General features: G+C 65.0%; 8 protein-coding genes. 4 read left to right on the forward strand and 4 right to left on the reverse strand.

All coding sequences use genetic code 11. From position 1 onward, the window contains the following. Positions 1–255: 255 nt before the first annotated feature. The 4 genes from murB to JFN93_RS25135 all read right to left on the reverse strand — a co-directional run bounded on the left by murB (position 256) and on the right by JFN93_RS25135 (position 4,416). A complete protein-coding gene (gene murB, locus JFN93_RS25120) occupies positions 256–1,206 on the reverse strand; it encodes a UDP-N-acetylmuramate dehydrogenase (RefSeq protein ID WP_199387141.1) in 951 nt (316 codons plus the stop codon). Between the two features lie 80 nt (positions 1,207–1,286). Continuing rightward, a complete protein-coding gene (locus JFN93_RS25125; protein WP_199387142.1) occupies positions 1,287–2,552 on the reverse strand; it encodes an exo-beta-N-acetylmuramidase NamZ family protein in 1,266 nt (421 codons plus the stop codon). 242 nt (positions 2,553–2,794) lie between these two features. Continuing rightward, positions 2,795–3,916: a M20 family metallopeptidase gene (locus tag JFN93_RS25130; RefSeq protein ID WP_199387143.1), complete on the reverse strand. Its 1,122-nt coding sequence runs from the start codon at positions 3,914–3,916 to the stop codon at positions 2,795–2,797. Next, a complete protein-coding gene (locus tag JFN93_RS25135; protein ID WP_199387144.1) occupies positions 3,913–4,416 on the reverse strand; it encodes a GNAT family N-acetyltransferase in 504 nt (167 codons plus the stop codon). The genes JFN93_RS25130 and JFN93_RS25135 overlap by 4 nt, the downstream gene beginning before the upstream one ends. Positions 4,417–4,643: 227 nt before the next feature. On the opposite strand from JFN93_RS25135, the gene JFN93_RS25140 reads away from it, so the two are divergent. From JFN93_RS25140 to JFN93_RS25155, 4 genes are all read left to right on the forward strand, one after another. Further along, on the forward strand, positions 4,644–6,395 hold the full coding sequence (locus JFN93_RS25140; RefSeq protein ID WP_199387145.1) for an autotransporter assembly complex protein TamA: 1,752 nt from the start codon (positions 4,644–4,646) through the stop codon (positions 6,393–6,395). Then, positions 6,392–10,831 carry a translocation/assembly module TamB domain-containing protein gene (locus JFN93_RS26000; RefSeq protein WP_199387146.1) on the forward strand — a complete coding sequence of 1,480 codons (4,440 nt, stop codon included), beginning with the start codon at positions 6,392–6,394 and terminating at the stop codon, positions 10,829–10,831. The genes JFN93_RS25140 and JFN93_RS26000 overlap by 4 nt, the downstream gene beginning before the upstream one ends. Positions 10,832–10,970: 139 nt before the next feature. Further along, the gene (locus JFN93_RS25150; protein WP_199387147.1) at positions 10,971–11,189 is read left to right on the forward strand and encodes a hypothetical protein; all 219 of its coding nucleotides are present in this window, start codon (positions 10,971–10,973) and stop codon (positions 11,187–11,189) included. An 824-nt stretch (positions 11,190–12,013) separates the two neighbouring features. Continuing rightward, positions 12,014–12,571, forward strand: a complete 558-nt coding sequence (locus JFN93_RS25155; RefSeq protein ID WP_199387148.1) for a dihydrofolate reductase family protein — start codon at positions 12,014–12,016, stop codon at positions 12,569–12,571. Positions 12,572–12,656 lie beyond the last annotated feature (85 nt).

Raw genomic sequence — 12,656 nt, forward strand, 5'->3', positions numbered from 1 at the left:
AAAAGAAACACCCGCTTAAGAAACAAGCGACGTAAAGCAAAAACCTAACCGGACAACGCTGGGATTTAGGGGGATTTTAGCACCGTGACATGCCTGGTAGCTCTGGGCAACCTGGAGCAAATCCCCCCTTGCCCCCCTTCGCAAAAGGGGGGTAACTGCGCATCCTTGGTTTGGGACATGGTTCCGTAAAAAAATAGCCCGCGTTTGCGGGCTTTTTTTCGTTGCTACCTATGTTTGATGGCTTTTGGGAATCCGTCACGGGTTGCGCACCACCGGGGTAAAGCCGAGATAACCGACCTCTTCCATCAGCTCCACCCCCAGTGCGCTCCGTACCCTTTCTTTCACCAGTTCGGCCAGGCGCTGCACTTCGGCGGCCGTCGCCCCCCCCGTGTTGATCAGGTAGTTCGCGTGCAGTTCGCTTACCATCGCGTTTCCCACCCGCTCGTTGCGCAGTCCCACCCGGTCGATGATCCATCCCGCCGGGATTCTCCCTTCGCGGCATTGGGTCTTCTGCTCGGTTTCGAAGGTGCGGATGACCTCGGGGTCGGTGACCAGTGGGTTCATGAAGAACGAGCCGACGCACTTGGAGAAGTCGAGGTGCTTGGCCAGCCTCTTTTCTATGGTATGGCGCGCCTTCTCTTGCGATTCTTCCGCGCTCCCCTGGGCGAGGGCGAGCTCGGCGGAAAGGACGATGAGGTTGCGGTTGCGCTTGAAATGGCTGCTCCGGTACCCGAAACGGCAGCCGTCCCGGGTGAAGGTGACGACCTTCCCGGTCTCCGCGTCGAGGACCTGCACGCTTTGGAGGACGTCGGCGATGCAGGTCCCGTAGGCCCCGGCGTTGCCACGAACCGCCCCGCCGAGCGTGCCGGGGATCCCCGCCATCGATTCCATCCCGGTCAGCCCCCGCGCCGATACCGCCTGCACCAGCGCGGTCAGGTCCGTCCCCGCTTCGGCGATCACCCCGTTTCGGGTGAGTTCCACCGCGTCGAAGGCGACCTTCAGCACCACCCCGGCGAAACCCTGGTCGCTGATGAGGAGGTTGGTACCGCCTCCCAGCATGCAGTAAGGGAGGTCGTCCTGCTTGGCGAAAAGCAGCGCCTCGCGGAGCTCGCGGTCGTTGCAGACCCGGACGAAAAACGCTGCGGGGCCGCCGATGTCGAACGACGTGTAGGGGGCGAGCGGCACGTTCTTCTGGATGGTGATCATGGCCTTTCTTTCCTCCGGCTGGTCGGTGGCGAACTTCCTATGTTTACCACAAAAGAGGATTTCCTGCGCGGACGATGCGGTTACGGCGCATCCTCCGTCTCGGCCGGAGCCTCCTGCGGGTAGAGGAGATACGGCTCGCGCCGCTTCAGGAAATCCCCCACCGCCTGGCTCCACCCCTCTTCGATCCGCTGCGGGGGCACCCCGCCGCCGACCTCTCCGCGCAACTGCCGCGTTCCCGCCATGTCGTCGAACCCACCCTGGAAGAAGCCGGCCCGCCGTTCGGGAGAAAGAGCCCCGTAGAGGGCACAGACCACGGCGATGCCGGTTTCCACCGGGCGGACCTCGTGGTAGTCGGTGATGTCGATGCGCACCCCGCTCACCGGGGTCCCCTTGAACTTCGGATCGGAGCACTTGCCCGGCAGCCGCTGCGGCGTGAATTGGACCGGCTCGAAATGAAGTCCCGGCAGCCGCTCCTGGTTCAGCTGCTGCGCCAGTTGTTCCGCGTCGATCCCCGGCGCCCCCAAAAGCTGAAACGGCTCGGTGGTGCCGCGCCCTTCGCTCGCCCCGGTCGCCTCGACCAGTCCGGTCCCCGCATACATGAGCGACGCCTCGAAATCGGCGATGTTGGGGCTGGTCCCCACGAAGTCGAGATCGGTATCCGGCCAGCGCATCCAGCGCTCCCACCCCTGCATCCGCACCACGATCAGGTCGAGGTCGTCCAGACCCGGGAGCAGGCGCTCCCCCTTGATCATGGAGGCGAGCTCGCCGACGGTCAGCCCGTGCGCGACCGGGATGGGAAAAAGCGAGGTGAAGCTGCGCGGTACGTCGGTGCCGGGAAAGCCGGCGACGTAGTCGCCCCCGAGCGGGTTGGGGCGGTCCAGCACCACGAACGGGACGTCGGCCTGCGCCGCGGCCTCCATGGCGAGCCCCATGGTCGAGATGTAGGTGTAGTAGCGGACCCCGATGTCCTGGATGTCGAACACCAGGTAGTCGAGCCCCTTCAGGTCGTCGGGGCGCGGTTTCATTTCCCCGTTGTACAGGCTGCGCACCGGGATCCCCTCATGTTTCGTGTCGGTAAGCTTCACCCCGTCCTCCGCGGTCCCCTCGAGACCGTGCTCGGGGGTGAAGATGACGGCGGGGGGAACCCCGGCCCGTTCCATGAGGTCGATCAGGTGCACGCCGCGCACCTGCGCGGTCTGGTTGGTGATCAGGCCGAACCGGGTCCCGCGCAGAAAGCCGAAGTTTTCCCGGGCCAGTTGCTCGGCGCCGGTCACGACGGCGGCGTGCGCGGAGAGGGGGAGCAGCCATGAAGAGAGGAGGAGCAGCGATGCTAAGAGTCGGTACATGGTTTCCTTGGGACGTGGATCGAGCAGGTGCACTGCCGTTGGAGCGGCGGAGGGGAACCCTCCACGCTGAGAGCCGCTGTGATTCTTGAAGTGAGGCGGCACGTCCTCATGGGCGTGCTGTTGCTCTTACGTTAACCTAACTCCTTGCATTGACGCAAGTTTTTTGCTGGCGCCGCGGGGCGGCCGGTGCCTCCGGCCGGGGTTTCCCGCCGGGTACGCCGCTGCCGGTTGGAGCCGGGAGCCTAGCCGAGGCAGAGGGCGGCGTAGATCCGCGCCGCGGCCAGCACCTCGGCGAAGAGGACCTGTTCGTCCGCAGTGTGGGCCGTCTCCAGCGCTCCCGGGCCCAGGATCACCGGCTTGACCCCGGCGGCATGGAAGAGGTTGCCGTCGGAATGGGAGCGGAAGGCATCCAGCCGGAGCGGAAGCCCCAGGTCCCGGTAGATCTGCCGGAGGCGGTCGGCGACCTCGTTGTCGGTCCCGAGGTTGTAGCCGGCCGAGGCAAAGCCGAAGTCGTGGGTCACCCTGAGCCCGGCGATCCGGCGCTGCGCCGCCTGGAGGATCTCCCCGATTTGGGCGATCAACTCCTGCGGGTCCCGGTCCGGGGGGAGGTGGAGGTCGATCCAGCTCTCGCACCGGTCCGGAACCACGAAGCCGTGCCGGGAGGAGTGCAGCTCCCGGATCGAATAGACGATTTCGGTCAGTTCCCGGTTGAACAGGGCATCGTTGCCCAGAAAGAGGAGCACCCGGAGCATCGACTCCACCGCGTTGTGCCCCAGTTCCGGCATCGAGGAGTGGCTCTTCACCCCGTGGGTGACGAACCCGGCCTCGAGGTAGCCGTAGTGGGCGAAGCAGGCGGACAGGCCGGTCGGCTCGCCGATCACCACCCAGGGGGCGCTCTGGCTCGCCAGGAAGGTCTCGCTCCCGTCGCCGTTTTCTTCCTCGCCCACCACGAACAAAAGCCCCACGTTGGGGCGCTCGGACGGCTCCAGCGCTTCGGACAGGGCAAGCCAGGCCTCGAGCATGGCAACGCACCCACCCTTCATATCGGCACTTCCCAGCCCGAAGATTAGCTCTCTTTCTTCGCGGGGCCCGAATTCTTCCAGGTCCCAGGCGGGCACGGTGTCGACGTGCCCCACCAGGTAGAGCCTCGGCTCGCCTTCCCCCATGGTGACCCGCAGGTTGTACCGGTCTTCCTCCACCTCCTGCCGCTCCACCCGGAACCCGGCCCGGACCAGGATCTCCTCCAGGTAGAGCTGGATGTCCTCCTCCTTGCCCGACGGGGAGTAGATGTCCAGCAGTTCGAGGAAGGTCCGGCGCAGCCGCCCCGGATCGATGGCATTCCATACGCGGTCCCGGACGCTCATGACTTCTTCACCGCCTTTTTCTTGGTCTTGCGGCTGAGGTTGAGGTTCATGTAGACATGCTCCTGGGTGTGGCCAAACCCCTGCTTCTGGAAAAACCGGATCGCCGGCTCGTTGTCGGCCGAGGTGTCGATGATGATCATCCGCACCCCCTGCTCCTTCATGCGGCGCTTGATCTCCCGGAACAGCTTGCTCCCGATCTGCCCCTTCTGGATGTTCTTGCGCACCCCGAGCCAGACCAGGTAGCCGTACTTCCAGGGGGAGTGGTGTTTCTTCACCGTGGTGCCCAGGGCAAAGCCGAGGATCCGCTCGCCGGCCTCGGCGACCAGGCAGAGTTCACTGTCGGTATTGAACAAGGTGGTGATCTCGTACTCATCCCAGGTACGGTAGAGGTTTTTGGAGAATTCGGCGGTAAAGACTTCTTCACCGATGTGAAAGACTTCGGAAAGATCGTCGATGATCATTTCCCTGACACGTATGCTCTCTTCGCTGCTCTCTTCCATTGCATCACCTGACTGGTTTGGGTTTTGGTCCAATTGCGGTACCGTTTACACCTTCAAATCGAGATTATTATATCCCCCTTTGACCCGCTCAGCCAGAACTGACTCCTTCCCCGGCGCGGATCTGTCAGGGAAAACTCCCGCTCTGCCGCCGTGAGCACGGCGCAAAGCATGGTAGACTCTTCTATCTTTCCCGCCCCGGCGCGGCGATTACGAGTGAAGAGGAACCCATGACCCGCGTAACCCTTCTGGCACTACTGCTCATCCTGGCTTGGCCGGCTCTGCTGCGCGCGGCGGATCCGGTCGAGCTCGAGGTGACCGGCATCGGCGGGGATGCGCTCAAGAACGTGCGCCAGGCGCTGGCCCTCCCCTATGGCATGGTACGGGAGCACACGGTGAACCGGCTCTGGCTGGACCGGTTCGCGGTGGAGAGCGCGGGGAAGGTGAAGACGGCGCTGGAGCCGTTCGGCTACTACCATCCCCGCATCGTCACCTCCATAGAAGAGCCGGCGCGGGGGCGGTTCGTGCTCCGGGTCGCCGTCGACCCGGGACCGCCGGTGCTCGTGGAGGCGGTTGATATCGCCCTTACCGGCGCGGGCGCCGGCGAGCGGGGGCTGAAGGAGCTGGTGGCGGCGTTTCCGCTGCGGCGCGGCTCTCTTTTATTGCAGCAGGAGTACGAGGCGGCCAAGGCGCGGCTGAAGGCGCGGGCCCAGGAGCTTGGCTACCTCGACGCCGACTTCACCCGCCATGCCCTGCGCATCGCCCCCGGCGAGCGCTCGGCCCGGATCGAGATCACCCTGGAAACCGGAGATCGCTACTTTTTCGGGGCGGTGCGCTTCGAGGGGGCGACCGGCTACCCCGACCCGTACCTGCGCCGGTTCATCGCCTTCAAGGCGGGAGATGTCTTCTCCTACGGCAAGCTCGGCGAGACCCAGCTCAACCTGGCCAACTCGGAACGCTTCCGGGAGATCCTGGTGACGCCGGAGAAAGAGGCGGCCCAGGACCACCGCGTCCCGGTCCTGGTGAAGGTGCGGCCGGTGCCGCGGCGGACCATCCGGCCGGGGGTCGGCTTCGGAACCGACACCGGTCCCCGCTTTACGGTCCGCTTCCGGGACCTGAACCTCTTTCATGCCGGCAACGATCTCGATGTCACCCTCTATGCCGCGCAGCTGCTCCAGGGGCTCGCCTCCCGCTACACCATCCCGAGCAGCCGCGACCTCAAGAGCTCCACGTCGGTGCAGCTCAATCTCCAGCAGGAGGACATCACCGCCTACACCAGCCGGCTGGTCGCCGTCGAGCTGGACCGCAACCGGAGCTTCGGCCGCGGTGAACTCGGTACGGTGTATCTCAGGGTGCAGCAGGAAAACTTCACCATTGGCAACCAGAACTCCGGCTCGCGCCTGGTGCTGCCGGGGATCCGCTTCTCCACCGACCACTTCGACAACCTGATCCGTCCCACGCGCGGGTACCGTTTCGCCCTCGACCTGCGGGGGACCCATACCTTCCTCGGCTCGACGGTGGGGCTGGCCCAGGCCATCGCCGAGACCAACCTGATGCTCCCCCTGCCGTGGCGGCTCTCCTTGCATATGCGGGGCAAGGCCGCCGGGACCCTGCTCGCCGATCCGTTGAGCGACGTTCCCCCTTCGATCCGCTTCTTTGCCGGCGGCGACCAGAGCGTGCGCGGCTATTCGTACCAGTCGCTCGGGCCCCGCGACGCCACCGGGCAGGTGGTGGGGGGGCGGGACCTCCTGGTCGGAAGCATCGAACTGGAACGGGCCCTCTTCGAGAAGTGGGGGGTATCGGCGTTTTTTGACGTGGGGAACGCCTACAACGACCTGTCCACCATGACCCTGGCGCAGGGGGCGGGGGTCGGTGTCCATTACTACACCCCGGTCGGCGGCATCAACCTCTACCTGGCCCGCAGGATCAACGAGCCGACCGGCCATTACTATATTCATCTCACCGTGGGGTTCCAGCTGTGAAACGGCTCCTTTTCGCACTCTTGGGCGCAATCTTCCTGCTGATCCTGGTCCTCGCCGGCGTGGCGCTCTGGCTGGTCGGCACCCCCGACGGGGCCCGCTTTGCCCTGGAACGGCTGAGCCGGCTCGCCGGGGTCCAGCTGCAGGTGGCGGAGGTGCGGGGGAGACTGTGGGACCGGCTCAGCCTGCGCGGCGTGACGCTTCGCCTCCCCGAGCAGCGTGCGACCGTCGCCGCCCTGGAGCTCTTCTGGAACCCCGTGGATCTTTTGGGGTACCGCCTCTCGGTCCGATATCTGGCCCTGAACGGGGTGCGGGTGCAGGACAGCGCCCCGCTCACCCCGCCGAGTTTCCAGCTGCCGTCCGTGCCCCCCTTCGCCCGTGCCCTGCGCGGCGAGATCGACCGGCTTGCCGTGACCGATCTCGTGTACCGGCAGCGCTCCGAGCCCCCCACCTCGGTCACCTCCCTTACCGGCGCACTCTCCTGGGACGGGAGCCGACTCATCGCTTCCCGGCTCGACCTCGGCACGCCGGGGCTTCGGGCCACCGGCGATATCGCCTTAGGGATGGTGCAGCCGTCGCTGTCGACCGACCTGGTCCTGAGACCGGCGGCCCCGGTGGCGACGCTGGATCTTTTCCAGCTCAGGGCGCACCTGCGCGCCGGGCGGACTCCCGAGCAGGTCGCGGGCCCGCTGCAGGTCACCGGCCGCAGCAAGGGGGCCGTGCAGGTGACCGCCGCCGGGGAGATCGGCATCGCCCCCCATTCCCTCAATCTGCGCGGCGTCCGCCTCGCAGTTGCCGGACAACGCGGGACGATCACCGGGAACGGAAGCCTTTCCTACCCCACCCGGGTACCCCATTTCGCGGTGCGTCTGGAGGGGCGCGACCTCGATCTCGTCCAGCAACTTAAGGTGGCCACACGGCTTTCCGCCACCCTCTCCCTTACCGGGAGCGGCACGAGCTACCGCGGCGAACTCCGGCTCGCCAACCGCGTTCCCGGCTGGCAGGGGGGGACGGTCACCTCGGGGGTGCGCGGCGACGCCGCGGGAGTGAAGCTCGCCCCCATCCGCGGGAGCGTCCTCGACGGCACCGTCTCCGGTTCCCTCGATGTAGGCTGGGAGGACGGGGTGCGGGTAGGAGGGAGACTCAGCGGGCGGGGGCTCAACCCGGCCCGACTTGCGCCGGACTGGCAGGGGGTGGTGAACCTCGATCTCGCCGCCCAGCTGGCCGTGCCGAAAAAAGGGGAGCCGCGCGGACGATTGCAGGGGCGCCTTTTGGAAAGCCGGCTGCACGGCCGGGAGCTGACCGGAACCGCCGACGTCGCCTTTGCCGGCGAAAATGTCGTCATCAACCGTGCCCTTCTCTCCGGACGGGGCTTCGACCTCACCGCCTCGGGAGAGCTGGCGCGCCGCCTCGACCTCGCCGCGCGGGTAAGCGACCTCTCCCGCCTGGTCCCCGGGACCGCGGGTACCCTCGATGCCGACGGCTGGATCCGGTACCGCGAGCACCGGCTCGCCGGCTCCTTTACCGGGACCGGGCGGAAGCTCGCCGCCGACGGCGTGCGCGCCGCCGCAGCCTCGGTGGCCGCGCAGTTGGAAGACGGCCCCGACTATCCCCTGAACCTTGTCGCATCTTTGAACGGGGTGAGCTCCGGCAGCTTCCGGGCCGACCGGGCCGCGGTCACCGCGGAGGGGACCCTCGCCACCCACCGCGCCGCGGCGACCCTGGTTGTCTCCCAGGCCGAGGCACGGCTGGCGGTCTCCGGTGGATACCGAAACGGTGCCTGGAACGGCACGGTCACCGACCTTTCCGGCCACGATGCGGTCGGCCCCTGGACGCTGGCCGCCCCCGCCCCCCTTTCCGTTACCCCCCAGCGGATCAGCCTGGCACCGGTGGTTTTGAACGGCGCTCCGGGAGAGCGGGCCGAGTTAGCCGCGGAGGTGGTCCTTCCGGCGCGGACCGGCTCGGTGCATGCCGGCTGGAGTCAGATCAACCTCGCCCGGGCCAATGCCTACCTCGCCGGTTCCCACGTCACCGGGGCCAGCTCCGGGACGGTCCGGGCGCGCTTTCTTTCGGGCGGCCAGCTGGAAGTTACGGCACGCAGTTCCTCCCGCGGGGTTTTGGAGTCGCAGGGGCACCGGGTGGAGCTCACTTCCGCCGATCTGACTCTCGACGGCGGCGCTGCCGGAATGCGGGCCACCGCCGACGTGCGGCTTCTCGGCGGGGAGACCTATCTCCTTTTTTCCTCGTCCGACCCGCTCCGGCTCGCTATCCCGCGCTCCGGCGATTTCTCCGGAAAGTGGCAGGGTTTCGACCTGGCGGTGCTCGCCCCGTTCCTACCTCAAGGGGTGGCCGCGGAGGGGATCCTGGTCGGGGAACTCCGTGGCGAACTCCGACCGGGGGGGATGGTAACGGTCAGCGGAAATTCCTTCCTGCACGGCGGGAGAATCCGATATGCCAAAGAGCCGGATCAGTTCGACCTCCCCCTCGACCAGGCCCAGCTCTTTTTCGGCTGGCGCGGCGCGTTGAACCGGATGCGGGACGGCCGGCTAGTCGCCACGCTGCGGGTCGGGGGGCGCGGGACCTACCTTTCCGAAGGGCGGCGCCTGGAGATCGAGCGGGTGCTGGTCAACCTGGATGCCGGGGACCAGGGCGTGCACGGGCGGGCCGAGCTCGCCCTTCCGGGGGGAGGTACTTTGCAGGCGGCGGTCGATGCGCAGGGGCGGGCGGCCCTCGCCCTTCCGGAGACCGCGGAGCTTTCCGCCCGTTGGGAGGGAATCGACCCGGTCCTGTTCCGCCCCTGGCTGCCGGGCGGGATGAACCTTCAGGGGAAATTTTCCGGTGTGGCCCAGGGGCGGTTTCTCCCCGGACAACGCCTGGATCTGGCGGGAAACGCCCTCTTTGCCGAGGGGCGGGCGCAGCTCAAGGGGCCGACCGGGGAACTGAGCGCCCAGTTGCGTCAGGCTACCCTCACCTGGCGCTGGCGCGATCAGAACCTCGTCGGTGATTTTTCCCTCAATCTCGCCGCCTCGGGGAGTGGACAAGGGAGCTTCGATCTCCCCATCCCGGCGCGCCTGCCGGTGGCGGTCGACCCGCGCGGTACGGTGCGGGGGAGATTCGTGGCCCAGGTGCGGGAAAAGGGCCTTTTGACCTCGGTTTTCCCGGACTTGGTGCAGGAAAGCCACGGGAACCTTGATGCCGACCTCACCGTTGCCGGGATCTGGGGCGATCCGAGGTTCTCCGGGTACCTGAAGCTGGCCGACGCCGGAGCCTACATCCCGGCGGCCGGCATCCAGGTGAGCGATGTGCAGCTGAGCGCCCACCTGGAACAGGACGTGATCCGCATCGACTCCTTTGCCGCCAAGTCCGGAAAGGGCCGGCTGACCGGGGAGGCCACCATCCGCTTCGGGGGAAACCAGCGCGTCGGCTACCAGGGGACCCTGAAAGGGGAACGCTTCCAGACCGTGTTTCTTCCGGAACTGCAGCTCTACACCTCGCCGCAGCTCACCTTCCAGGGGGACCTCAAGAGCCTCTCGGTGCGCGGGGAGGTGGTGGTCCCGGAGATGCTGGTGGCCGGGCCTCCGGGGCGGAGCGCGATCGGTCCGAGCCGGGACGTCGTTCTCGAGGGAGCCCCGCCCGCCGAGCGACAGGCTGCAAAGCTCGCCCTCGACGTGAAGGTGCGGGTGACCCTGGGGGACAAGGTATTGGTCAAGGCCTACGGCATCGACGCCAAGCTGGGCGGTGGCATCGATCTCGAGATGGCGAGCCTGGACCGGATCACCAGCCGGGGTGAGGTCCGCGTCGTCAAGGGGAGCTACCGGGCCTACGGCATCGACCTCGAGATCGTGCGGGGACGGATCTACTATGCGGGGGGAGCGATCACCGAGCCGACCCTGGACATCCGGGCGCTGCGCACCGTGGGGGACGTGAAGGCCGGGGTCACCGTGGAGGGACTGGCGCGGGCGCCGATCATCCGGCTCTACTCGGAACCGTCGCTTCCCGACGTCGACGTTCTCGCTTACATGGTGCTCGGGCATCCGCTCGGGAGCGCGAGCGGGGAGCAGGTCAGCGTACTGAGCCAGGCGGCGGGGAGCCTCCTGTCGCTGGGGAGATCGGATTCGCTGCAGGAGGAGATCAAGGAACGGCTGGGGCTGAGCGTGCTCGGGTTCGAACAGCGCAACGAGACAACCACCGGGCTGATGGGGTACAAGGAAATTGCGGTCACCCCGACCGGCGCTCCAGCGAAGACCGCCACCATGGAATCGATGCTTACCGTCGGCAAGTACATCACGCCCAGGCTCTATTTCAGCTATGGCCGCTCCGTCGTCACGGGCAACAGTCTGTTCCAGTTGCGCTACGACATCTTCCGGCACTGGCAGATCGAGACCCAGACCGGCACCGAGAGCGGCGCCGACCTCTATTACAAGATTGAGTTTGATTAATGCAGTGCAGGTTTGGTGGGGCTGACAGTATGTGAGAACCCTTTTTGATGGGACGGCGCTTTTTAAAGGAGGTGATTTGCCAACATAAGAAAAGCCGTCATACTTAGAGACAAGGGCTTTGAGCAAAGGAGGAGCCGCCATGAAATGCCCAGTCTGCAAGAACAAGCTCCAGCAGGACACCAATCTCCAGGCCAGTGGGTTCCAGGAAGGACTCACCGAGTGCACCCTGTGCGGAGCGATCTGGTCCGTCAATCACGGCGTGATCGAGATAGTGAAAGACCCTCAGGAGCAGTCGTTCCTGGAAGCGCAGACCGAATGCGTGGAAGGCGACGACTACGGCCTCCCCGACCAAAGGTAGCACACCGCCGTTCACCCCCGCGGCCGGACCCGCAAGGGAGACCCCCTCTCCCGGAAGGGCAGCTCGCGGCCTCAAAACAACAAAAGACCGGAACGCAGCCACTGCGTTCCGGTCTTTGTTTTTAACAACATCCTCAGTTTGGTACATGACGCCCCAGAGAAGAGAAGAATCCTCCTGAATATAAAGGCTGAACTAGGCGTCCCCTCTCCTTCAAGAGTCGCGCGCGAGAGCGCGGGGGGCGACGGGCAGAGTGAGGATGGGAGGCCTTGCTCACCATTGAGGCCAGACAGCCCTGCCCGCCGAAGCTTCAGCGAAGGAGGGGGTGAGGATGGGGTTGGGACGTGGGACAGGGACGATCCGACGACTTAAGTGACGACACCGCTTCCTTTTCAATGTTTGGAGCAGGCTCCGAAGCATCTGTGCGGAAACAACCAAACACCGCCAACTCCCCCCTTTAACAAAGGGGGGCCGGGGGGGATTTGCCTTTAAGGTTCCAGAAACCGACCCCTGCCACCAACACAACAGACCCGGAACAACAGAAGCCAAACGCCCGACCCAGAGCTAATGGTTCACCGTCCAGGAGATGGCAACCAACCTCCCAGAGCCATGCTTGCTCCCCAACCCCACCGACCGCCGAATCGTAAGCCTTCAATAATGTTGACCAATTAACATGCTGATTTCATTGAAATTTCGTATGTGTTATAAGGGCGGGGAACGTGGGTGCTGAATTGTTATGTGAAATGTGTAGGCCTGGAACCCGTACTTAGGAACCCGTACTTACCGTTAGGCATTCGAAAATCGGCACACTGGAGGTAAGCGTAGTAATGAAGACCCAGTATTACACCGCATCAAGTCTTGATGGATTTATTGCTACGGAGGATGACTCGTTGGAGTGGCTGTTTCCACTCGCGGATCTGAATGACTCCAGCTACCCAGATTTCATTGCTGAGGTCGGCGCACTGGCAATGGGGTCTGCCACCTACGAATGGATCATCCGCAATGCTGAAAAGGTTGCTGCCGAGACGGGATCATCTTGGCCCTACACCCAGCCTGTCTGGGTATTTACCTCTCGCGTACTCCAAGCTGCTGAAGGTTCGGACATTACGTTCGTGAAAGGTGATGTGCGCCAGGTTCACAATGAGATGCGTGTTGCCGCGGGCGCAAAGAACATATGGATTGTGGGTGGTGGAGACTTGGCGGGGCAGTTTTATGATGAAGGACTTCTGGATGAACTCATCGTTCAAATTGGCTCAGTTACTCTGGGCAGAGGCAAACAAGTGTTTCCGCGCCGAGTTCTGAGCCCAATCCTCCGACTTGTTTCAGTTCGCCAGATGGGAGTGGGCATGGTTGAGCTGCGGTATGACATAGACAGGGAAGAATAGGGGACAGGCCACTGCTGTCCCATAGTTGATCGATAAAAAAGAAGGCTCGGAGAGCTACTTGTGGTATATTCAGTTCGCCAAAACA

Source organism: Geomesophilobacter sediminis (assembly GCF_016458275.1).
GTDB classification, from domain to species: Bacteria; Desulfobacterota; Desulfuromonadia; order Geobacterales; family Geobacteraceae; genus Geomesophilobacter; species Geomesophilobacter sediminis.

What these genes read in the sequence shown, in the direction of transcription:
- murB (WP_199387141.1), bottom strand. Translation starts at nt 1,206, where the DNA reads ATGATCACCATCCAGAAGAACGTGCCGCTCGCCCCCTACACGTCGTTC.
- JFN93_RS25125 (WP_199387142.1), bottom strand. Translation starts at nt 2,552, where the DNA reads ATGTACCGACTCTTAGCATCGCTGCTCCTCCTCTCTTCATGGCTGCTC.
- JFN93_RS25130 (WP_199387143.1), bottom strand. Translation starts at nt 3,916, where the DNA reads ATGAGCGTCCGGGACCGCGTATGGAATGCCATCGATCCGGGGCGGCTG.
- JFN93_RS25135 (WP_199387144.1), bottom strand. Translation starts at nt 4,416, where the DNA reads ATGGAAGAGAGCAGCGAAGAGAGCATACGTGTCAGGGAAATGATCATC.
- JFN93_RS25140 (WP_199387145.1), top strand. Translation starts at nt 4,644, where the DNA reads ATGACCCGCGTAACCCTTCTGGCACTACTGCTCATCCTGGCTTGGCCG.
- JFN93_RS25150 (WP_199387147.1), top strand. Translation starts at nt 10,971, where the DNA reads ATGAAATGCCCAGTCTGCAAGAACAAGCTCCAGCAGGACACCAATCTC.
- JFN93_RS25155 (WP_199387148.1), top strand. Translation starts at nt 12,014, where the DNA reads ATGAAGACCCAGTATTACACCGCATCAAGTCTTGATGGATTTATTGCT.